At 67.2% G+C, this 21,475-nt stretch carries 23 protein-coding genes; 13 read left to right on the forward strand and 10 right to left on the reverse strand.

Annotated features, from left to right (window positions below; all coding sequences use genetic code 11):
- Nucleotides 1-120: 120 nt before the first annotated feature.
- Nucleotides 121-1,110, forward strand: coding sequence for a GlxA family transcriptional regulator (locus tag ACH4YL_RS13175; RefSeq protein ID WP_398507386.1), 990 nt, complete (start codon nt 121-123; stop codon nt 1,108-1,110).
- A 120-nt stretch (nt 1,111-1,230) separates the two neighbouring features.
- On the opposite strand, the gene ACH4YL_RS13180 is transcribed toward ACH4YL_RS13175, so the two are convergent.
- Both ACH4YL_RS13180 and ACH4YL_RS13185 read right to left on the reverse strand, forming a co-directional pair.
- On the reverse strand, nt 1,231-1,803 hold the full coding sequence (locus ACH4YL_RS13180; protein WP_398507387.1) for a dihydrofolate reductase family protein: 573 nt from the start codon (nt 1,801-1,803) through the stop codon (nt 1,231-1,233).
- Nucleotides 1,804-1,989: 186 nt separating this feature from the next.
- Nucleotides 1,990-2,949, reverse strand: coding sequence for a helix-turn-helix domain-containing protein (locus ACH4YL_RS13185; protein WP_398507388.1), 960 nt, complete (start codon nt 2,947-2,949; stop codon nt 1,990-1,992).
- A 336-nt stretch (nt 2,950-3,285) separates the two neighbouring features.
- Between ACH4YL_RS13185 and ACH4YL_RS13190 the strand changes: the two genes are divergently transcribed.
- The 5 genes from ACH4YL_RS13190 (at nt 3,286) to ACH4YL_RS13210 (ending at nt 10,123) form a co-directional block, all read left to right on the forward strand.
- A complete protein-coding gene (locus ACH4YL_RS13190; RefSeq protein ID WP_398507389.1) occupies nt 3,286-4,485 on the forward strand; it encodes a S8 family peptidase in 1,200 nt (399 codons plus the stop codon).
- Nucleotides 4,486-4,581: 96 nt separating this feature from the next.
- Nucleotides 4,582-6,003 carry a M14 family zinc carboxypeptidase gene (locus ACH4YL_RS13195; protein ID WP_398507390.1) on the forward strand — a complete coding sequence of 474 codons (1,422 nt, stop codon included), beginning with the start codon at nt 4,582-4,584 and terminating at the stop codon, nt 6,001-6,003.
- Nucleotides 6,004-6,104: 101 nt separating this feature from the next.
- On the forward strand, nt 6,105-7,652 hold the full coding sequence (locus ACH4YL_RS13200) for an ABC transporter substrate-binding protein (protein WP_398507391.1): 1,548 nt from the start codon (nt 6,105-6,107) through the stop codon (nt 7,650-7,652).
- 216 nt (nt 7,653-7,868) lie between these two features.
- The gene (locus ACH4YL_RS13205; protein WP_398507392.1) at nt 7,869-9,176 is read left to right on the forward strand and encodes a cation:proton antiporter; all 1,308 of its coding nucleotides are present in this window, start codon (nt 7,869-7,871) and stop codon (nt 9,174-9,176) included.
- A 149-nt stretch (nt 9,177-9,325) separates the two neighbouring features.
- Nucleotides 9,326-10,123 (forward strand): DUF899 domain-containing protein, encoded by a 798-nt coding sequence (locus tag ACH4YL_RS13210; protein ID WP_398507393.1) that lies wholly within the window; start codon nt 9,326-9,328, stop codon nt 10,121-10,123.
- 94 nt (nt 10,124-10,217) lie between these two features.
- On the opposite strand, the gene ACH4YL_RS13215 is transcribed toward ACH4YL_RS13210, so the two are convergent.
- The gene (locus ACH4YL_RS13215; protein ID WP_398507394.1) at nt 10,218-10,625 is read right to left on the reverse strand and encodes a RidA family protein; all 408 of its coding nucleotides are present in this window, start codon (nt 10,623-10,625) and stop codon (nt 10,218-10,220) included.
- A gap of 142 nt (nt 10,626-10,767) precedes the next feature.
- Here ACH4YL_RS13215 and ACH4YL_RS13220 point away from each other — a divergent pair, with 142 nt between their 5' ends.
- Nucleotides 10,768-11,148, forward strand: a complete 381-nt coding sequence (locus ACH4YL_RS13220) for a winged helix-turn-helix transcriptional regulator (RefSeq protein ID WP_398507395.1) — start codon at nt 10,768-10,770, stop codon at nt 11,146-11,148.
- A gap of 94 nt (nt 11,149-11,242) precedes the next feature.
- On the opposite strand, the gene ACH4YL_RS13225 is transcribed toward ACH4YL_RS13220, so the two are convergent.
- On the reverse strand, nt 11,243-11,563 hold the full coding sequence (locus ACH4YL_RS13225; RefSeq protein WP_398507396.1) for a hypothetical protein: 321 nt from the start codon (nt 11,561-11,563) through the stop codon (nt 11,243-11,245).
- 61 nt (nt 11,564-11,624) lie between these two features.
- Entirely contained in the window at nt 11,625-12,326 is a 702-nt protein-coding gene (locus tag ACH4YL_RS13230; RefSeq protein WP_398507397.1) for a DJ-1/PfpI family protein, read from the reverse strand.
- A gap of 676 nt (nt 12,327-13,002) precedes the next feature.
- Between ACH4YL_RS13230 and ACH4YL_RS13235 the strand changes: the two genes are divergently transcribed.
- Entirely contained in the window at nt 13,003-13,707 is a 705-nt protein-coding gene (locus ACH4YL_RS13235) for a hypothetical protein (RefSeq protein WP_398507398.1), read from the forward strand.
- 87 nt (nt 13,708-13,794) lie between these two features.
- Here ACH4YL_RS13235 and ACH4YL_RS13240 read toward each other — a convergent pair whose 3' ends face one another.
- The 3 genes from ACH4YL_RS13240 to ACH4YL_RS13250 form a co-directional block, all read right to left on the reverse strand.
- Entirely contained in the window at nt 13,795-13,995 is a 201-nt protein-coding gene (locus ACH4YL_RS13240; RefSeq protein ID WP_398507399.1) for a hypothetical protein, read from the reverse strand.
- A gap of 217 nt (nt 13,996-14,212) precedes the next feature.
- Complete coding sequence (locus ACH4YL_RS13245) at nt 14,213-14,587, reverse strand: DUF6463 family protein (RefSeq protein ID WP_398507400.1); 375 nt, start codon at nt 14,585-14,587, stop codon at nt 14,213-14,215.
- Nucleotides 14,588-14,589: 2 nt separating this feature from the next.
- Nucleotides 14,590-15,090 (reverse strand): DUF3995 domain-containing protein, encoded by a 501-nt coding sequence (locus ACH4YL_RS13250; RefSeq protein WP_398507401.1) that lies wholly within the window; start codon nt 15,088-15,090, stop codon nt 14,590-14,592.
- A gap of 62 nt (nt 15,091-15,152) precedes the next feature.
- Between ACH4YL_RS13250 and ACH4YL_RS13255 the strand changes: the two genes are divergently transcribed.
- Nucleotides 15,153-15,749 carry a TetR/AcrR family transcriptional regulator gene (locus tag ACH4YL_RS13255; protein ID WP_398507402.1) on the forward strand — a complete coding sequence of 199 codons (597 nt, stop codon included), beginning with the start codon at nt 15,153-15,155 and terminating at the stop codon, nt 15,747-15,749.
- A gap of 309 nt (nt 15,750-16,058) precedes the next feature.
- Here ACH4YL_RS13255 and ACH4YL_RS13260 read toward each other — a convergent pair whose 3' ends face one another.
- A complete protein-coding gene (locus ACH4YL_RS13260) occupies nt 16,059-16,475 on the reverse strand; it encodes a VOC family protein (RefSeq protein ID WP_398507403.1) in 417 nt (138 codons plus the stop codon).
- A gap of 201 nt (nt 16,476-16,676) precedes the next feature.
- Between ACH4YL_RS13260 and ACH4YL_RS13265 the strand changes: the two genes are divergently transcribed.
- On the forward strand, nt 16,677-17,474 hold the full coding sequence (locus ACH4YL_RS13265; RefSeq protein WP_398507404.1) for a class I SAM-dependent methyltransferase: 798 nt from the start codon (nt 16,677-16,679) through the stop codon (nt 17,472-17,474).
- Nucleotides 17,475-17,602: 128 nt separating this feature from the next.
- Here ACH4YL_RS13265 and ACH4YL_RS13270 read toward each other — a convergent pair whose 3' ends face one another.
- The gene (locus ACH4YL_RS13270) at nt 17,603-18,013 is read right to left on the reverse strand and encodes a PPOX class F420-dependent oxidoreductase (protein WP_398507405.1); all 411 of its coding nucleotides are present in this window, start codon (nt 18,011-18,013) and stop codon (nt 17,603-17,605) included.
- Nucleotides 18,014-18,271: 258 nt separating this feature from the next.
- On the opposite strand from ACH4YL_RS13270, the gene ACH4YL_RS13275 reads away from it, so the two are divergent.
- The 3 genes from ACH4YL_RS13275 (at nt 18,272) to ACH4YL_RS13285 (ending at nt 21,374) form a co-directional block, all read left to right on the forward strand.
- Entirely contained in the window at nt 18,272-18,697 is a 426-nt protein-coding gene (locus ACH4YL_RS13275; protein WP_398507406.1) for a DUF6188 family protein, read from the forward strand.
- Nucleotides 18,698-18,901: 204 nt separating this feature from the next.
- Nucleotides 18,902-19,801 (forward strand): aminoglycoside phosphotransferase family protein, encoded by a 900-nt coding sequence (locus ACH4YL_RS13280; RefSeq protein ID WP_398507407.1) that lies wholly within the window; start codon nt 18,902-18,904, stop codon nt 19,799-19,801.
- Between the two features lie 343 nt (nt 19,802-20,144).
- A complete protein-coding gene (locus tag ACH4YL_RS13285; RefSeq protein WP_398507408.1) occupies nt 20,145-21,374 on the forward strand; it encodes a PP2C family protein-serine/threonine phosphatase in 1,230 nt (409 codons plus the stop codon).
- Nucleotides 21,375-21,475 lie beyond the last annotated feature (101 nt).

A 21,475-nucleotide genomic window follows, 5' to 3' on the forward strand; every position in this document is an offset into this window, starting at 1 on the left:
TGTGATGGCGCACCGACCACGCTACGAACCCACCCCGCATGGCGGCAATGTCATGTAACTTGCAGATACGGACACCGGGTGTGGTGCCGTGCCGCCGCCTCCGACCAGACGGACACTCCTTTGAGCAGCCTCAACCGGTTCATCGTCGTGCTCCTTTTCGACGGCGTCGACCTTCTCGACGTCACCGGCCCTCCGGAAGTGTTCGCGCTGCTGCAACGGGAGACCGGCAACGCCGCGGGCTACCAGGTGGTTCTGGCCGCCGAAACCATGGACCCCGTCACCACCTCTGCCGGGGTGCGCATCCTCCCCGACATCACCTTCCAGGAAGCATCCACGCGCAGCATCGACACCCTCATGGTTCCCGGCTCCGTCGAGTTCGACGACAACCGCCGCATCCACGCCATCACCGACCCCACCGTGGTCAACTGGGTGAAGGAACTGGCAGGCAGGTCCAAGCGCATTGCGTCCGTGTGTGTGGGAGCGCACATCCTGGCAGCGGCCGGGCTGCTCGACGGCAAGCGCGCCACCACCCACTGGTCCACCGCGCAGCAGCTCGCCGCCGACCACCCGGGGGTCAAGGTCGACGCGGACCCCATCTTCATCCGCGACCACAACGTGTGGACCGGAGCCGGCATCACCGCCTGCCTCGACCTGTCACTCGCTCTCGTCGCCGAAGACTTCGGCGAGGCCGTCGCACTGCGCGTCGCCCGGCAGCTCGTCATGTACCTGAAGCGCCCCAGCGGGCAGAGCCAGTTCAGCGTCCCGATCGAACCCGTCTCGACCACTCGCCGCATGGACGACATCCGTCACCACATCACGCAGCATGTCGCCGACCATCTCACCGTCCCCGGTCTCGCCGAGCACGCCCACATCAGCGAACGGCAGCTGACCCGTATCTTCAAGACCGAACTCGGCATGACCCCGGCCGCTTACATCGAATCGGCCCGCGTCGAAGTGGCACGGAACCAGCTCGAATCCACGGACGACACCCTCGAACGTGTCGCGTCGGCATGCGGCTTCAATACGCCCGACACTCTCATCCGCGCGTTCCGCCGGAAACTGAACACGACGCCTACGGAATACCGGAGCAGGTTCCGGCACTCCGGATAGCTTGCGCCTCCGCTCATGGACAAAGCCCTCCCGGTGCTCACCGGGAGGGCTTGTCATGCGGGCCTTCAGACCGCGGCCGAGGTCGTTGCTCGTCGTCCTCCGCGCCGGCGCAGCTCCTCCTCAGCGGACGACGTCGAAGACGTTCTTCTGCATGCCGTTGGCGTATGCCTCGTGCTCGACAAGCTTCAGCTTCTGGGCGTCCTTGTCCGTGTCGCTGAACAGACGCTTGCCCGCGCCGAGCAGCAGCGGAAAGACAAGCAGGTGGTAACGGTCGATCAGGCCGGCGTCCGAAAGGTTCCGGTTGAGCGTGGCGCTGCCGTGGACGATGATCGGGCCGCCCTCTGTCTTCTTCAGCGCGGCGACCTCGTCGAGCGAGCGCAGAATCGTGTTCTCGCCCCAGTTCGAAACCAGGTCGTCCTCGGTGAGGGTGGTGGAGACGACATACTTCGGCATCACCTTGTACTCGGCGAACTCTTCCATGCCCGGCCAGACCGGGCTGAATGCCTCGTAGCTCACCCGGCCCAGCAACATCGCGGCGGCTTCCTGCTGCTCCCGGCCCTTGATCTCGTACGCCTCCGGGAGGAACTCCATGTCCTTGAAGGTCCACCCGGAGTTCCGGTAGCCGGGCTCGCCGCCCGGGGCCTCCACTACGCCGTCGAGTGAGACGAAGGCGGTGCTGATCAGGGTACGCATCTGACTTCTCCTGGTGTCTCGTCACTGGTTCTCAGCAGGTTCGGCCGGTGCCCCTTCGGCCGACCTTGCGGCTGCAGAACACCAACTATCACTGAATGACTGCGGGTCGCGGAGAAACTCATCGATCATCGCCGCACTTTCCGGCGGCCTCGGCCACCGTCTCCCCTGCCCGGCCTGCGGAACGAGTCAGAGCCAGCCTCTGTGGGCCGCTTCTACGCCGGCCTGGAAGCGTGTCTCCACGCCCAGTTCGGCCATCAGCTCGGTGAGCCTGCGCCCCACTGTCCGCTCGGTCACGCCGAGGGACCGGGCGATGGTGCGGTCCTTCATGCCGGACGCCATCAGCGACAGCAGCTCGCGGTCCCTGGCGGACGGGCCGCCCTGCGCCTCGGCCGCGCCGAAGGGCGTGGCGCGCGCCCACAGGCTCTCGAAGCAGCAGACAAGGACGTCGACGAGTGCCGACTCATGCACCAGCAGCCGGACGCCCGGGTCCGGCTCGGTGTAGGAGACGGGCAGCAGCGCGGTGGTCCGGTCGACGACGACCATCTTCAGAGTGACATCCGGCAGGAGCCTGGCCTGTTCGCCGGCTTCGGTGCAGCGGCGCATGGCCGCCATGTGCTCGGGCGACGACAACGCCTCGCGGGCGTAGACGAATCGGTAGGCGATGCCGTCCGCGAGCCGGCGCAGTTCGAGGTCGTTCGGATTGCTCTGGCCGCCGATGTACGGCGGGGCGTCGACCGCGACGATCTCCTCGCGCGCCTCGAGCTGGAGCCGGGCCACCGCGGCCAGTACGGCGTCCTCGCTCTCCAGCAGCTCGACGACCGGCGTCCCCTCGCCCGCGGGCCGGGCACGCAGTCGGTCGGCCAGTTCCTCGATGTGCAGTTGCATCTGGGCGAGATCGCCGCGTCGGCGGCTGATGAGCGCGGGGAGGGCCTCGTCGGGTGCGACGAGGGCGTACAGCGCGGGAGTGAAGCCGAGCTGCTGGACGAGCCCGTGGTCGAGGAGACGGCGGACGGCGGGGCGCAATTCGGCCGGGGAGCAGCCGATACTCCCCGCGAGTTCCTCCGCCGTGGCCCGCTTCAGGTCGAGCAGGGCGAGGTAGGCGTCGTTCTCGAGCCGGCCGAGACCGACGGGCTCCAGCAGGAACACGTGTACCTCCCACGCCGACGGTGGGGGCGTCAGCGTGGGGACTGTAGGTGGCGATCCGGTGATCGTCAAGATCCCGTGACGACGCGCAGGAAACCGCTGGTTCGCGGAACTTGCGACGTCTCTCCCGTTTCATCCCACCCGTCCCCGCTGAACAGGACATTGTCCGGAACCGGAAACGCACAGCGATTTACAGGCAGTTGAACGCGGCCCAATCCTTGTCCAGGGCCCGCCGCGGTAGTTCGACCCTCACCGTCGCGCGGCGGCGTTCCCCATGCCGTCAACCCCCACGGGCAGGCCACCCGGCCACCGGACGGCCTGCATGGACAAGGAGCATCGATGCACCAGAGAACCGCACTGCCTGCACGGAAGATACTCGGGACGGCGCTCGCCGCCGGTCTGGCCGCCACAGCGCTGGCGGCCGTGCCGAGCACGGCGAACGCCGCCGAGGGAAGCATCCTGGGAGCCGGAGCGCGCAACACCGTCAAGGACAGTTACCTCGTCGTCCTCAAGGACGGGACGACGGCGAAGGGTGTCGAGGACCGGAAGGCCGCGCTCTCGAAGCGCTACGGCGGCAAGGTCAAGCACACCTACAGCTCCGCGCTCAAGGGCTTCTCGGTCATGATGACCGAAAAGCAGGCCAAGCGGCTCGCGGCGGACCCGGCCGTCGCCCATGTCGAGCAGGACACCACAGCCTCGCTGGAGGCGGTCTCCTCCTGGGGTCTGGACCGCGTGGACCAGCGGAGCCTGCCACTCGACAGCGCCTACACGGCGCCCAACACCGGCGCGGGCGTCACCGCGTACGTCATCGACACCGGCATCCGCACCTCGCACAACGACTTCGGCGGACGCGCGTCCTGGGGCACGAACACCGTCGACAGCAACAACACGGACTGTCATGGGCATGGCACCCACGTGGCCGGCACGGTCGGTGGCACGTCCTACGGTGTCGCCAAGGGCGTCAAGCTGGTGGGGGTCAAGGTCTTCAATTGCGCCGGGAACACGACCGCCACGGCCATCGCGGCCGGCATCGACTGGGTCACCCGCAACGCCGTGAAGCCCGCCGTCACCAACATGAGCTTCAAGTCCGGCAGTTCGGCCGTCGCGACGGCCGTGAAGAACTCCGTCGCCGCGGGCATCGTCAACGTCGCCGCAGCCGGCAACGACTACGGCTACAACGCCTGCAACATCATCCCCGCCAAGGTGCCCGAGGCGATCACCGTCGGCTCCACCACACGGTCCGACACCAGGTCGGACTTCTCCAACATCGGCTCCTGCATCGACATCTTCGCGCCCGGCTCCGCGATCGTCTCGGCGGGCATCACGAGCAACACCGCCTCAGCGACGATGAACGGCACCTCGATGGCCGCCCCGCACGTGTCGGGCGCCGCTGCGCTCTACCTGACGGCCAACCCGTCCGCCACCCCCGCTCAGGTGCAGTCCGCCCTCAAGAGCAACGCCACCCAGGGCGAGCTGACCGGCCTCGGCGCCGGCTCGCCCAACAGCCTTCTCCACATCGGCTTCATCGGCCGGTCGTGACGCTCTGATCCCGCGAGGGGTCGTCCGTCCGCGACCCCGGCCGGACGGCCCCTCCCACCGGAGCGCCCGTCATCCCCCACGCCGAATGAGGTTCCTGTGCAAGTGAAGTTCGTCCACTGGCTCGTCACGGCCGCCACCGCGGCAGCCATCGCGGCCGGCACCGGTTACGGCATCGCCGCGCCGGCCGACCGGAGCGCGGTCACCGACGACCGCGCGTACGTCTACCGCATTCCCGGCGCCGCCCAGCTGCCGCAGAGCAGGCTCGCCGGCTTCGATCTCATCGAGGACCGCGACGGCGACGACCTGTTCGTGCTCGGCGACGCGGCGACGGCCCTGCAACTCAAGGCCGCCGGCCTGCACCCGAGCGTGGAGCAGAAACTGACGCCCGCCGGCGGGCAGGCCCCCAAGCGCAGCGGTCAGGCTCCCGCGCTCACCGAGGCCGTCGCCGAGGAGACGTACAACGGCGGCTACCGCACCGTGAACGCCCAGTACGCCCACCTCGACCAAGTAGCCGCCGACCACGCGTCACTCGCCACCGTCGTCGACATCGGCGACTCCTGGCGCAAGTCCACCGGCAGGCCGGGCGGTTACGACCTCAAGGCAATCTGCCTCACCGTGAAGCAGAGCGGTAGCTGCCGGCTGACCCCCAACTCGACCAAGCCGCGCTTCCTGCTCCAGGCGCAGGTCCACGCCCGGGAACTGACCACGGGTGAGATGGCCTACCGGTGGATCGACTACCTGACCGACGGCTACGGCTCCGACGCGACGGCTACCAAGATTCTCGACACCCGCGAGATCTGGGTGGTCCCGATCGGCAATCCCGACGGCGTGGACATGGTCCAGCAGGGCTTCACGGGCGGCCCCTCGGGCCAGCAGTGGCACCGCAAGAACGCCAACCACACCCATTCCACGACCACCTGCGCGGAGGGGCCGAGCACCGGCAGCGGCATCGACCTGAACCGCAACAACAGCAGCCACTGGGGCGGCGCGAGCACCAGCTCCCAACCGTGCGACCCGGTCTACAAAGGCCGGTCCGCGGACTCCGAGACCGAGAACAAGGCGCTCCAGGCCCTCTACCGCAAGCTGTTCCCCGACACCCGCGCCACGGGAGACTCGGCGGCGGCCGCGGCCGGCACCCAGGGCATGTTCGTCACCCTGCACAGCTACGCGAACATGGTGCTGTTCCCCTGGGGCTTCGACGGGGACACCGGGAGCGGCAACGACGCCGCGCTGCGGGCCATGGGCAAGGAGATGGCGCGGCTGGCCGGCGGGTGGCAGTACGGCCAGCCCGGCGAGATCCTCTACGACGCCAGCGGCGGCCACGACGACTGGGCCTACGACCAGCTCGGAGTCCCCTCCTTCACCTGGGAGATCGGGCCGAGCAGCGGCGCCTGCGCGGGCTTCCACCCGGCGTACTCCTGCCAGAACACCTTCTGGAACCAGGTCAGGCCGATGCTGACGTACGCGGCCGGCAAGGCGAGCTCTCCGTACGGCGGCGCCTCCGCCACCAGAACCTGACTGGCTCCGACGGCACCGTCCACCGCCTGAAGAACGCGTCCGGCAACGACAGTGCCGACGACATCGACGAGTGCATGGCTCAGGAGAGGAGAACGATACTCATGAAGCCGAACCGCCTGGGCATCGCAGCGGGGGCCGTCGCGTTACTGCTGATCGGGAGTTGCGAATTACTGTCGGCCAAGGACGCGCAAGAGCCGATCGTCATCGGGACGGCCAACGGCTTGACCCACTTCGACCCTGCCGGCGCGTACGACAGCGGATCCTTGGCTGTGTACAACAACGTGTACCAGAGCCTGCTCACCTTCGACGCAGGGTCGCCCATCCCTAGACCTGACGCGGCCAAGAAATGCGGATTCACTGACTCTGCACTCAAAACTTATCGGTGCGAACTCCGCGACGACGTGGTGTTCTCCAACGGACATCCGGTATCCGCCATAGCGGTGCAGCATTCCTTCGATCGCATCCTGCGTATACGTCACCCCCTGGGGCCCGCTCCGCTGTTCGCGAATCTGCGCTCAGTGCAAGCCAGCGATTCCCTCGTGACGTTTCACCTCGGCACAGCAGATGCCACATGGCCTTACAAGATCGCCACCGGAGCGGGTTCGATCGTTGATCCGGCCGAGTTTCCCTTCCACAAGCTCCGAGAGAACGACAGCATCGTCGGATCTGGCCCTTATGTGGTCTCCTCCCACCGAAAGGGGAAGGTGATCGACCTCGAACCGAACCCCAGATACAAGGGGGCCGCGACGAGGAAAGGCATACCGGTACACATCCGCTACTACCCGACGCCACAGGACGTCGAGAGGGCCTGGAAAGCAAAAACCATCGACGTCGCCTACAGCGGACTGCCGTCCGCAGCCCTCGCGCAGATCGACCCCCGCGACCCGGACGTGCGCCTCTCCATCGGGGAGAGCGCGTACGCGCGCTATTTCGTGATGAACCTGCGCTCCGCACGGAATCCCTTGACAGACGTCGCGGCCCGCCGAGCCGTCGCCGCCCTCGTCGACCGCGGACGACTGGCAGGCGAGGTGTTCAGCCACACGGTGACGCCGCTGTACTCACTCATCCCCCAAGGCGTCACCGGTCACGGCACCGCATTCTTCGATGAGTACCCAGAGATGGATTCCCGGTACGCGGCACAGCGCCTTCGTTCCGCCGGCATCACCACTCCAGTGCCCGTCACTCTGGGACATCAGACCGGCACCGCCGCCTTGGAGGCAAGAGAACTGAAGCAGCAACTGGAGACGAACCGCCTGTTCCAAGTCGAGCTCGTCGAGGAAGCTGACTGGAATACCTATCAACAACGGTGCCAACGTGGCGAGTTCGACGCCTTCATCACAGCATGGATGCCCGACTTCTCCGACCCGGACAACTTCGTGCAGCCGTTGGTGGGGACGGGCAACACCCTTCACAACGGATACGCCTCGGCTGAGGTCGACGGTGCGATCCAGAACACACAGCGACACACCGACCGCGGGAAGACCATCGCGGAGTTCCGGTCAATTCAACAGACAGTCGCACGGGATGTACCGCTGGTCCCTCTGTGGCAGAAGAAGAACCATGTGGTAACCCGCGCCACTGTCATCGGCGGTCACCACCTGGCCGAGGGCAACGGGATCTGGCGCCTGTGGGAGCTGAGATGGCTCTGAGCACATCCGACATTGCCCGCCACCCCCCGTGGACCACGAGAACTGCTTCGGCGTCGGCGGACTGGTGCCGTGTCAATGCCGTCCCCGGCCCTGGCGCCGGGCCACAATGGCCGCTCAACAAGCCGTCATCATGATGGGCAGTCATGTCACGCGCTGAGCCGGGCACCGACTGCCATCGTCGCGGGGTGTGTGCGGCGACGTGACAACGGAGGCGTCATGAGCGGTGGCAGTGCCTGGACCGCTGCCGCGGTGGCAACCGTCACCGCCGGCTATGCGCTGTTCTCACGGCGGCTCTCCACGACGCCGGTGTCGGCGCCCATGGTGTTCACCGGCCTGGGTGTGCTCATCGGACCGGCGGCGCTCGACGTCCTCGACATGGAACACGACGCCGGCTCGGTGCTGCTGCTGGTCGAGGCCGCGCTGACCCTGGTTCTGTTCACCGATGCGATGACCGTACGCCGACGGGACCTGCGCACCGGCGGCTTCCTTCCGCTTCGCCTGCTGGCCATCGGCCTGGTGTTGACCATCGGGGCGGGGTGGCTGTTGGCATGGCCCTTGCTACCGGGCCTGACGCTGTGGGAGTTCGCTCTGGTCGGCGCGATTCTCGCCCCCACCGACGCGGCACTCGGCAAGGCCGCAATCGCCAACCCTCGCGTCCCGCCAGTCGTCCGCCAGGGACTCAATGTGGAAAGCGGCCTGAACGACGGCATGGTGCTGCCGTTCTTCGTCCTCTTCCTCGCGGCCCTGCCCGGCACGGCCACGTCAGAGGAAGGCCTGGGAGGCGTGTTCTGGCGGGCACTGGTACTCAGCACCGCTATCGGCCTGGCCGTCGGAGGGTTGGGCGGACGGTCACTGCAGTGGTCTCGCCGCAGAGGGTGGATCACACGCGAATGGCACCAGGTCTTCGTCCTGGCCATCGCCTTCGGCGCATTCACCTTGGCCGATGCCACGGAGGGAAGCGGGTTCATCGCCGCGTGGGTGGCCGGCTTCGCGTTCGCCGTCCAGCTGCGGAAAAACCCGTCAGGCCAGCAGGACGAGGCGCACGAGCCACCTGCCGAGCTGGCCGAGTACCTCGGCGGTCTGTTGGCGCAGTTGAGTTTCCTGGTCTTCGGCGCGGTACTCCTCGGCCCAGCGCTGGAGCACCTGGACTGGCGGATCGTCACCTACGCGGTCCTCAGCTTGACGGTGATCCGGATGGTGCCGGTGGCCATGGCGCTGGCCCTGAGCAGACTTCGGCCACCCACCGTGGCCTACATCGGCTGGTTCGGGCCCCGCGGCCTGGCGTCCGTGGCACTGGGAATGCTCGTGGTGGAGGAGCATGTGCCCGGGGTCACGCTGCTGGGCAGGGTCGTCGCGGTCACCATTGGCCTCAGCATCCTGCTCCACGGGATGTCGGCCGCGGTCCTCGCCGACCGCTACGGCAGATGGAGCGAGGCCGCAATCGAGACCACACCCGGCCTGCGCGAGGCTGAAGGCACAGCCGAGCCCGACAAGCACCAGAAGACCAGCCGGCGGCTGCGATGACACAGCGTCGGCGGAGTTCGGGGCTACCGCTCGCCGGCGCGACGTGGCGTGGCGTGGCGCGGTGAGGCCGGCAGGCCCGAGCGCGGCGCAATCTGGAGGCGTGCCCCGCTTCGCCTGATGGCACAACGAGAGCAGCTGGGAGAACCAAGATGACGACGATGGCGAATCTGCCCGAGGTGGTTTCGCGCGAGGAGTGGCTCGCTGCCCGCAAGGAGCTGTTGGCCAAGGAGAAGGAGCTCACTCGCGCCCGCGACCGGGTCAACGCCGACCGGAGGCGGCTGCCGATGGTCCGCATCGACAAGCCGTACACCTTCGAAGGCCCGAACGGGACGGTGAGCCTGCTCGACCTGTTCGAGGGACGGCCGCAACTGGTGATCCACCACTTCATGTGGACCTTCGACATCGACGCCGCCGGCGCCGAGCACCCCTGCGCCACCGGATGCCCCAGCTGCTCCTCCGCGGCCGACGGGATCGGCGGCCTGAGGCAGCTGCATGTGCGCAACACGACGCTGGCCGCGGTGACACGGGCGCCGTACGCGAAACTCGCCGCGTACCGCGAGCGGATGGGGTGGACATTCCCCTGGTACTCCTCGACCGGCAGCGACTTCAACTACGACTTCCACGCGACCGTCGACGACCGGATCGCACCGGTGCAGATCTTCCACCGCACCGAATCCGAGCTCGCCGAGACCGGAATGCCGTGGTCGGAGGCCATGCGCGGCGACTATCCGGGCATCAGCGCATTCCTGCGCGTCGGCGACGAGGTCTTCCACACCTACTCCACGTTCGGCCGTGGCATCGAAGAGTTCCACAACGGCTACCACTACCTCGACCTCACCGCACTCGGCCGCCAGGAGGCGTGGGAAGAGCCGAAGGGACGCGCCGTCCCACTCGGCCTGCAGGTCGGCGGACCCGCCATGCGTCTCCCCGACGAGTACAACGCCTGACCACTGCAGCGCCTGACCATGCGGCCGTGCATCACCAATGCTCAGGCGTTCGAGGCTCGAGGTCAGGAACAACCTCGGGACGAAGCAGACATGTTCAGTCGATGACCGCGGTGGCTTCGATCTCCACCAGATGGTCGGGTACGTCCAATGCCGCCACGCCGATCAGCGTGCCCGGCGCCATCGGCGTGACCCCCAGCTTCGCGGCCGCCCGAGCAAGCCCCTCCAGCAACAGGGGCATCTTGTCCGGGGTCCAGTCGACGACGTAGACGATCAGCTTCGCCACGTCGTCGAAGGAACCACCGGCTGCGGCCAGTGCGGTGCCGACGTTGAGGTAGCACCGCTCGACCTGAGCGGCGAGGTCACCTTCGCCGACCGTGACCCCGTCGGCATCCCAGGCGACCTGCCCGGCGATGAAGACCAGCTTCGATCCGGTCGCGATCGACACCTGTCGGTAGACATCGATCTCCGGCAGTCCACTGGGGTTTACCAGGGTGATGGCCATGCTGCCCGCCTCCTTGTCATGAGAGCCCATGGGCTCACTTCCGCCGAGCCAAGACGTTCTCGGTCTCTTGCGGTTACTCAGGAACCGTAGGAGAGTGGTCGCTGACATGGAAGAACGCACTTTTCGGTGACTGGGGAACCTAATGGTGACCAAGCAGTTCAGCGGCTCGCCCGAGGCTGCGGACCTGAGGCGCGCGGACTCTCTGGCACGGGAGATCTTCTCGGACGTCGCCAACAAGTGGGCGCTCCTGATCATCGAGGCCCTTGGGGAACGCACGCTGCGTTTCAGCGAGCTGCGGAACGAGATCGAGGGCATCAGTCACAAGATGCTCACCCAGAACCTGCGCATGCTGGAGCGCTACGGTCTGATCGAGCGGACGGTGCACCCCGTCGTGCCGCCGCGGGTCGAGTACACCCTCACTGAGCCGGGCCGGGCCTTGCGGGTGACGATCGACGGACTGTGCGACTGGACCCACCAGTACCTCGGTCACATCGAGGCCTCTCGCCGCCACTTCGACGCTTGACGGGTGGCGCGGCCACCCTTCTTGATCCATTCACAGCCGGCGAGGGTGCTGGCGGTTTCCGGGTCGAGTGACGGCGAGTGCCGTTTCGTCACGGTCAGTTGTCAGCGCCCACTTCAGCGATGCGGCGCTCGCCGGTGACCTTCGAGGCCGGAAGGCGTCCGGCCTTGGAAGTTCCCGTCAGCGTGTCGCCGTCGATCGTCACGGCAAAGGCCAGGTTCAGCCGCAGGGGCTTGGTGATGGCCTGCTTCCACGTGAGCCGGTCGCCGTCGAGGACAACGTCGCTGAGCGGTACTTCCTCTCCCGACCCGTGGGCGGTGCCGGTCAGGACACCGTCCTCCCGTCGGAGGGTGGCCACGGCCTTGATCTTGCCGATGGGCGTGGACATGGTCAGGTCCCAGATACCTTCAACGGGCATAGTGCTGCTCTTCCTGGCGAGTTGGCATGGAAGGGATTGACGCTGGGCACGGCGAGGGCGGTCAAAAGGCGGCGGCTGTCGGGCCCTGATTGCGCCAGACAGTGCCGCGGCGCTCATGGCCGAAGAGTTCTTCGACGGCGTGAGCAATCTGGGGGCCCACCTCACGTTCCAGCAGATACAGGGCGAGGTCGAGTCCGGAGGTGACGCTGCTGCCGGTGATGAGGTCGCCGTCGTCGACGACACGGGCGTTCACCGCGTGCACGCCGGTGGCGTCCAGCATGTCCAGGCCCAGGTGGTGGGTGGTGGCATGGCGGCCCTCCAGCAGGCCGGCCATGGCGAGGACGAGCGAGCCGCCGCACACCGTGCTGACCGTCACCTCCGGATTTTCCATCGCCGCTCGCAACAGCTTCGGCAGATCGGTGTCCAAGGTGCGGCCGAGCAGTACGGGGATGAACTCGTCCCGCCGTCCATCGCCGGCCTCCGCGTCCTCTTCCTCGTCCGCGTCGGGAACCTCACCGGGTTCGCCGATGCGGCCCGACGCTCCGGGGACCAGGACGAGACCGGCGCGTCCCGGGTCGAGGGCGGCTGTCGCGCGCAAGGCCAGGCCCCCGGTGCCGCTGACCACTTCGCGCGGGCCCTCCGCGGATACCAACTCCACGCTCACCGCGCCGTCGGAGGCGACGCCGCCGGCGTACAGCACCTCGAAAGGGGCGATGGCATCGAGTGGATCGAAACCATCGAACAGGACGATCTGTGCGTGCATGGAAGGCTTTCCTTTCGGTGCTTGATGTCCGGCCTGTGCCGAGGACGCCTCTGAAGACGAACTGGCTGCCATCTCGTCTCCCGGTGGCACTAGCGACACCTTCACCGGGAAAACGCCACGGCTTATAAGAGGCTCTGAGGAGAGGTGAGATACAGATCTCCGCGTATCGGGACGCCGGCTGTCATCACGCATGCCGACTTCTAGCGGCCGCGCGTTGTCCGCCGACTGGTGGAGAAGGCCCGCCACTTCATCTGCATGTCTCCTGGCACCTCCTCCGTATTTGGGAACGCTTGGACGCGTGCTCCCGTGAAACGCTAAGCGGAGATCACGACCGGAAGGAGTGGCATCCCTGCCACAGGCCAACGGATTATTGCCAGCCGTGACCATCACGGGCAGTTCCCTGGTTTCCACGGCAGGCATCTTTTGCGCCCGTTGATTTTTCTCGCAACACGAGCCAGAGATCTTCAATGGCTGGGGTTACGGCGGTTGAAGGTCAAGCCCGGTCTTGGTGATGCGGCCGTCGAAAGATCGACCGTGGTGTGGTCACCGGTGGTTGACGGCCATCGGCCGCGTCAGACAGGTCGCTGCGCTTGTACGTACGCCGGGTGCCTCAGGGCAACCTTCTGCGGCTCACGGTGGTCGAACCGCCTGAACCGACGATGGAGGAACACAGCCCGTGCGTACCAGACGACTGCAAACAGCCCTGATCGCGGTGGGCGTGGGGGCGCTCCTCGTACTCGCGGGCTCGGGCTGTACGGCGGCCTCCGAGGGAGCCGACACCGCGGCGTACAAGCTTGCCCCGCCGCGGTTGGTTGGCGAGTACAAGGAGCACCGCAGATACGGGAACACCTATGTCGGGATCGTGGACTGCGCGGGTCAGCCGTCCGACGCGGACTGCTATGCGGCCAAGACGGAGGTCTGGGGTATCGGTATCGAACCGAATGACGCCAACAGGATCGTCGAGAAAGCGACCGGCACGGGCGCCGACTACGTGCTGGGCGACCCTGACTCGGAAGGTGCCCGCTACCTGGTCTTCAGAGGACTCCAGGGCCGGATTCCCGACCCCGACCAAGCGGTCGCCCGCATGTTCCGCTCGATCGAGAAGAACGAGCAGTTCCCTTTCAGCTTCGGCTACACGAAGTGGGTCGGCGGCCCCAGGACGTTCGACCTGGAGGGCTTCGAGGGCGCCGTGATGATGTGCCGGAAGAACCTGTACACATTCAAGAACGTGTACAAGGGCACCGTGACGAGGACACCGCACGTGGTCTGCGTCTGGGCCGACCACAGCACTGTGGCCGCCACCGAACTCGCGGACACGTCTCCGCCGGAGCTAGCCGACCTCACCGCCGAGCTCTATCGGACTTCGCGCGTCAAGAAGTGATCCCGCTTACCGGCGACCGCCTTCATCGCGGCCCTGAGGACTGGGCGGCCCACTCATGTCGTCAGGCACAGTGATGTCAGAGGGAGATCATGTCCGGGACGGGCCTCTAGAGAACTTCAATGGCTGGGTTACGGCGGGTTGAAGGTCGAGCCCGGTCTTGGTGATGAGGCCGTCGATGAGACCGGGTCGGTACTGCATCTGTTTGAGCCGGGTCTTCACCAACGCGGTGAGCTGTTCGAGGCTGTGCTTGGTGAGATTGACCAGGGAAACCTCTTCAGGAGCGACCACACCCCCTCAACAGGGTTGAACTCAGGTGCGTACGACGGCAGTTGGTAGACTGCCGAAGTCATCGGCCGCCATTTGAATGGGCGCCGGCGGCTTCGTTCAGCACGGGCGTCGCTGGCAGGCGGATGCGTAGGCGGCGAAACCGTGGGAAGCGTCAGCGCTGCTGCGACGACCCAGCCCGCAGCGGTGAACGCCAACGCCACCATGAACACCTTCCAAGTCACGTCCGACGGCTCTCCCCCACACTGCCCTGCCGGGCCGCGATCAGGGCCAGCACCCCGAGCACGATCAGCCCGGGTGCACCGGAGACGGGGTAGAGAATCTGCAGCGGCACACCGATAGCCAGCAAATACCAGCCCAGTTGTGCCGGGAGCCTGCCGGTGTCACGAACGATGCGTTGGCTGAGTGTGCCCAAGGCGAGGAGACCGAACCCCGCGAGGAAGAACCACATCTCGTACTCGCGCTGCGGTTCTCCAGGGACGGCGTTCCAGAATCCGTCGCGGGCCACATCACCGAAGGTGCTGGAGGCGATCAGCGCGACCGCAAAGTGCACTGCGGTCAGCCCGATCACAAGTCGGGGAATCCATCGTGTCATTGTCAGCGTCCTTGATTCTTACGGTCCGCGAGTTTCCCGATGACGTGGCGCCGGTCTTGGTGGCGTGGGGCACGAGTGGAGGCAGCGACGTATGCCGTCAGCCCGCCGAGCGCCAGACACAGCGGGGAATACAGCGCCAGGTCCCACCGGGTGAAATCGGTCGGTCGGCTGGTCAGGGCCGAGGTGGCCAGACCAGCCGCACCTCGCAGAAGCAGCACACCCGAGACACCCCATACGCTCAGGCGCACCAACCGACGTGGCCGCACCTGCGGGAACAAGTCGGCCTGGGCTGCGACCACATAGGACGCTGCCCCGAGCGCCGCCGCGACTGCGGCCGTCAACTCCGCTGTGGGCAAGTCTGCTTCTGCGACCCCAACGACCGTACGGGCGAAGTCGGCACGGCTGACCAGTGGCCAGGGCGAGAAGGTCCAGATCCCGTGCAGTGCCCCGACCGCCGCGAGTCCGACCGCGGCCGTCCCACCGGCAAGTTTCGTCAGCGTCATACTGCTCCCCCAGTCGCTCCGTACAGCCCTGTATGGGAATGACCATACAGTACTGTACGGAGATGGTTAGAAGGCACCTCACACCCCAGGACTGGTCGACCGTGGCGCTGCGCGCAATGGCACGCGGCGGAGTCGCCGCGGTATCGGTCAACGCACTCGCCGGCGAGCTGGGAACAACCCGCGGCAGTTTTTACTGGCACTTCAAGGATCGCGACGCACTGCTGACGGCCGCGCTGGAAATCTGGGAGCAGGACGACACCGCAGCCCTGATCTCGGAGTTGAGCGACATCGCCGATCCGCGGGAGCGGCTGGCAGCCCTGTTCACCACCGCGCTGGGCCAGGAAAACATCAACGGCCTGGAGCCCGCGATCGTCGCCCATGCCGATCACCCCGCCGTCGCCCCGGTCCTGCGGCGGGTCACGGAACGGCGGATCGCCTACCTCACCGACCTCTACACCGAGCTCGGCCTGCCTCCGGCGACAGCCCGGCGTCAGGCAGTCACTGCGTACGCCGCCTTCCTCGGATGGCTCGAACTGCGCCGCTCCGCCTGCGACGTCGTGCCCGAAGTCGCCGACAGCGGCACCGTCGCCGCTGTCGCGGTTGAGCACCTCATCACTGAGCTGGCCCGATCCGCGACGCATGAGGCGGGGCAGGAGTAAGGCGCGTCGCCGTCCGCGACAGCCCGCCGCCGCATTCAACGCAGCCGGGGAGAAGAGATCACCGGGGCCGCGGAGACTGCGGCCGCGGAGGAGACTTCGGCCGCTTGGCCACGTCGAGCGACTGGAGCTTTCGCCGCTCACGGCGTAGTGATCACGCGAGCAACAGCATGGCGGACCCCAAGGACCGCTCCGCCAGCCGAAACCGGCACGGCGACGCTCCTCCGGGCCCTCCCTCTCCACCCCTCCAACACGAGGCGCTTCGCGTAGTCGGCACGGGTGGAGAGGGCCCTTGAGGAGGGTGCCGGGAGGTCAGGCCCCGGCCTCCGTGATGTTGACCATCCACGTGATCCCGAACTTGTCCGTACACATGCCGAACACGTCGCCCCACATCTGCTTTTCCATCGGGACCGACACATTGCCGCCGTCGGACAGCTTCTCCCAGTAGCCACGCAGCTCGTCGGCGTCGTCGCCGCTCAGACTGACGGCGAAGTTGTTGCCGGCCGTGCGCTCCATGCCTGGAGGGTTGTCGGCGCCCATGAGCGTAAAGCCGCTCGGGGTCTCAAGCTGGCCATGCATGATCTTGTCGGCGTACCCGGGCGGGGCCTCGGAGCCGAAATCGCCGAAGGTGTTGACCGTCAGGGTGCCGCCGAGGGCGTCCTTGTAGAACTCCAGGGCTTTCTTGGCGTCACCGTCGAAGCTGATGTACGGGTTGAGTCGAGAGGCCACAGCCTGATCCTTTCGTGACGATTTGTCAGGGCTACACAGTAGCCCCGGCCGGCCCTCTCAGCAGGATTCTGCGCCCGCGCACTGGGCCTTTTCCAACTTCCCCAACGCTGGCCTTCGATGGTCTGAAGGACACGGCGTCGCGGCGACGATGTGTGGCGCAGGCGGGTAGCAGCGCGGTTTGGTCACAGTTAAGGTGTCCGCGTGGATCAGGACGAACGGCTACTTCACGCCTCGTCGTTCGGCGCAGCGGCGGTCTCATACGCCGAGCACCGTCCGGACTACGCGGAGGCCGCGGTGCGCTGGGCACTCGAGCCCGCGTCCGGCCCGCGAGTGCTCGACCTCGGTGCCGGAACCGGCAAGCTGACCGCCACGCTGATCGCGCTGGGTGCCGAAGTCATCGCGGTCGAGCCCGACCCGTCGATGCTGACCGAGCTGCGCCGCTCACTGCCGGCTGTCCGTGCCCTGCCGGGTAGCGCCGAGGCGATACCGCTGCCGGACGCGTCCGTCGATGCCGTGCTGGCCGGCAATGCCATGCACTGGTTCGACATGTCCGTCGCGGGACCCGAGATCGCCAGGGTCCTCGCACCCGGCGGCATCCTGGCCGGCCTGTGGAACGTCATGGACGACCGGGTCGAGTGGGTTGCCGGGCTCGCGCGGGTCAGCGGGAGCGCGGCCATCGGCCCGCGTGACACGCCCACCAGCTGGCGTGCCGAGACGGCAGACATGCACCTTCCAAAGACTGGCGTTGCCGCCCGGTTCGGCTCGCCGGAGCAGGCTGAATTCCCGCACGGGCAGCGCCGCACCGCCGACTCTCTCGTCGCGACCATCGCGACGCGCGCGGGGGTCCTGGTCATGCCGGAACAGGAACGTGAGGCCGCGCTCGGCCGGATCCGCGCATTCCTTGCGAGCAGACCTGAGACCGCCGACGGCGAGTTCGCCCTCCCCATGCTGACTGCCGTACTGCGCGTCCGGCGGCTGCGAGAGCCAGCGACCGCCTGATATTCGTGTAGGCGAGTCGCGGTTGGTGACTAGCGTCCGTGCGATCGGCGCTGACCTGATGGTCTCGGCCTCTGCGCCTCGGCCGGCGGCACGGCACTGCCCGGCACGAGGCGCTGCGCCGGGCGGGCTCAGGGCTTCGACGGGTGTTGGAAAGGCAGTTCCTGGAAGCGCACGTGCTCGGGCTCGATGAGTGACACGATCGCCCTGCGTACGGGGAAGTCGCTGCCGACGTAACGGTTGCTCATCCGGTCCATGACGGCGACCGCTTCCTCGCCCTCGATCTCTGCGGCAACCCGGCCGCGGATCACCGCGCTGCGGTACGGGTTGTGCTCGTCGCACACAGAGATTGCCACCCGGCCGTCCCGGCGCAGGTTTCTGAGCTTGATGTTCTCCTGCGCAGAGAAGATGGCCAGGCGATCGCCCTCGACGGCGATCCAGACCGGCGAGACGTGAGGGGAGCCGTCGGGCATCAACGTCGCGACGTGGGCCATGTTCCGGCCGATGAGCAGCTTGCGTACCTCTGGGGAAAGTTCAGCCACCCTTGCGAGCCTAGCCACACCGTCAAGGCGTGGGTCGGTGACACACCTGGCTTCGCACCGCGAACGCTGCCTTGTACTCGAGGAGCGCTTGCTGATCACATCCCGCAGTCCGCCACGCCCGGGCCGCCTGTTTTCAGGTACCCGAAGAGCACGCCTCCGCTCCGGAGCGGGTTCTGGCCCCACCTGGCGGCAACTGTGCGGCTTCCGGTGGGTGGATCTGACTGGCGTCTTCGGCAAGCGGCAGTGCATCGTGCACTGGTGAGTGAATCCGGCTTTGCCGAGCATGAAGACCGTTGGATCTTGGGTCTTCGGGATCTGACTGTCACCAAAATCAGCGTCGACCACCAGTTGTCGCTGCTGCTGGGGTCGGATGCCTGCGTTGTTCTGGAGTGCCCGTGCCAACTGTCGCAGGAGTCGGCTGCCAAGGGTGGTCCGCAGGAGATGTTGGATCCCGCGCGACAGGATGTAGCAGCAGCTCTGGCGCTGTTTGGCGCCAAGGTCGTGTCGGCCGTGGCCTTCAAGACGGGCACACTTCGGCTGGCCTTCGACAACGGACTGCAACTCAATTGCCGGGCGGACCCGTCGTTCGAGGCGTGGCAGGTGACGGGACCTCGAGGCTGGCGGTTTGTGTCGCTGCCGGGCGGGGACCTTGCGGTGTGGTCCGGCAGCGAGCCGACCGGATGACGCGAAGGCGGTCACCGGTGCCGGCTGACTCAGGTCTCTGCTCGGGCCTGCGGCCTGACGTTGCTTTGCTCCGGAAATGAGTTGACGGGTCATGTCCCGGAACGTTCGTATGGCCGTCGGCCGACGACCGTCGGTCCGGTCCCTCCACGCAGTCGTCGTCCCCTGACGCGCGGTGGAACCGCCTCGCTCCTCAGGAAGGCGCTCATGCACACCGGCAAGATGCATGCCGACGAGCCGGACGTCGACACCGCACTGGTGCATCGGCTGATTGCCGCGCAGTTTCCGCAGTGGGCTGGGCTTCCCGTCGAACCGGTCGGCTCCCTCGGCACATCGAATGCCATGTACCGGCTCGGCGAAGACATGGTCGTACGGCTACCCCGCACCGCGGGTGCCGCCGACGATGTCGAGAAGGAGCACGCGTGGCTGCCCCGGCTCGCCCCGTCGCTGCCGATTGCCATTCCCGTGCCGCTGGGCAAAGGAACACCTGCCCAGGGCTATCCCTGGCACTGGTCCGTCTACCGCTGGCTCGACGGCGAGCGCCCGGCCATCGGGCGAATCGCCGAACCGGGCCTGCTCGCAAGGGACTTGGCCCACTTTGTCACCGCGTTGCACCGGATGGACCCGGCGGACGGGCCTGCCTCCTACCGCAGCGAGCACCTGGCGGAGCGGGACCCGGCGACCCGCGCCGCGATAGCGCAGCTGCGTGGAATCGTCGACACCGACGCGGCCACCGACGCATGGGACGCAGCCCTGCTGACCCCCGCTCGGCGAGGTCCGGCAGTCTGGATCCACGCGGACCTGCAACCGGGAAATCTGCTGATGCTCCATGGGCGGCTCAGCGCCGTCATCGACTTCGGCTGCCTGGGCCTTGGCGATCCCGCGGTCGACCTGATCGCGGCGTGGTACGTGCTGCCGACCGAAGCGCGGGGCATCTTCCGGGCCGCGCTGGGAGTTGACGACGCGGCCTGGGCGCGAGGCCGCGGCTGGGCATTGTCGATCGCGCTCCTCGAGCTGTCGTACTACCAAGACACGAACCCCGTCATGACAGGTATCGCACGACAGGTCATCCACGAAGTCCTCGCCGATCACGAACACGCTGCATAACAACAGCCCTGAAGTGATGGCCACCGCAACGGGCGGTCCAGCCCGGCGGGGGCTCGCGCGCCTCAGTGGGCAAGGGCCGCGCGAATCAGGTGTGGCGGTCGGGGCGGCGACGACAGTGGCGTAGGGAGACCGGTCCGGCCGTACACCTCGTCGGTCATCCCATCCTTCGTCACATCCCGCCGCTCGGACGGGCACACCCAGCACGCTCACGCCGCGGTTCGAACTGCGCACAGCCTTGGCCGACATGCCGCGTACGGCGTAATGAGCCGCTCGGTCGGGCTTGCCAGGTCACGTTGTGCGCAGGCGGCGACCAGGGCGGGGCAGGAAAGGTGGCGAACCGGCCATGGGCGAAGAGATCGCGGAGGATCGGTCGGAGGGTTTTGGTGAGCGGCTGCTCGGCCTGTTGCTGGACAGGGCTCGGCATCTGCCGCCGCAGCTGATCGCTCCACTGATCGCGGAGGAGGTGAGCAGGGTCGGAGGCCGTGACGTCTCCATCCTGCTACAGGACTACGCGCAGGAACTGCTGGTGCCGCTTCCGGGCAGGAAGCTGCACGTCGGCCAACCCGAGCCGGTGATGGACTCCCCCGCCGGCCGGGCCTTTCTGCGCGGGGAGATCGTCGAGGTACCGCAGGCCCGCGGCGGCATCCGGATGTACCTGCCGCTGCTGGACGGCAGCGACACGGTGGGCGTGATGACCCTCACCCTGGACGCCGTCAGCGAGGACGATCGACGGCTGCTGAGTCGGCTCTCCGGTCTGGTGGCCGACCTGCTGGTCACCAAGAACGCCTACACCGACCAGTTCTTCCAGGCCCGGCGCCGGGAGCCGATGAGCGTGTCCGCGGAGATCCAGTGGACCCTGCTGCCGCCGCTGTCGATGTCGGTGCCGCAGGTCGAGGTGGCCGGCATCCTGGAGCCGGCCTACCGCGTCGCCGGCGACAGCTTCGACTACGCACTCAACGACAACATCCTGCACGCGGCCCTGATTGACGCGATGGGCCACGGTCTGGACGCGGCCACGATGGCGACCGTGGCCATCGGCGCCTATCGGCATGCCCGGCGCGTGTTCATCGGCCTGGCCGAGAAGTACGCGTTCATGGACGATGCCATCTCCCGGCAGTTCGGCCCCGACCACTTCGTCACGGCGCAGCTGATGCACATGAACATCACCACCGGCGAGATGGCGCTGGTCAACGCGGGCCACCCCGCGCCGCTGCTCATCCGCGACGGCCGGGTCGTCAGGCAGTTGGAGAGCGCGACGACGCTGCCCGTCGGCTTCGGCGGTGAGGCTCCCCGAGCAAGAGAGCACAGTCTCCAGAGAGGCGACCGGGTGCTCTGCTACACCGACGGCATCATCGAGGAGCACGTAGCCGGCGGGGAGCCGTTCGGCGAGGAGCGCCTCATCCGATGTGTCAACCGCCTGGGAGAGCAGCCGTCGGAAGGGGTGCGAGCGGATCTGCGCCGGCTCTCCCACATGCTCAAGGGCGAACGGAGTGGGCGCACCAGCGACGACGCCACCCTTTTCATGATCGAGTGGCGCGGGGGCGCGGCCGACCACCTCGCGATTCTTGACTGACCACCTCCACTCCCTTGGGCAACCCGGCGTAGCGCAGGGGGTTTACAGCCTCAGGAGAAGCCTGTAATCACTGGGGATGCGCCGTCCGATTTCGTTTGAGC

The sequence above is a fragment of the Streptomyces sp. NPDC020681 genome, from assembly GCF_044334895.1.
Lineage (GTDB): Bacteria > Actinomycetota > Actinomycetes > Streptomycetales > Streptomycetaceae > Streptomyces.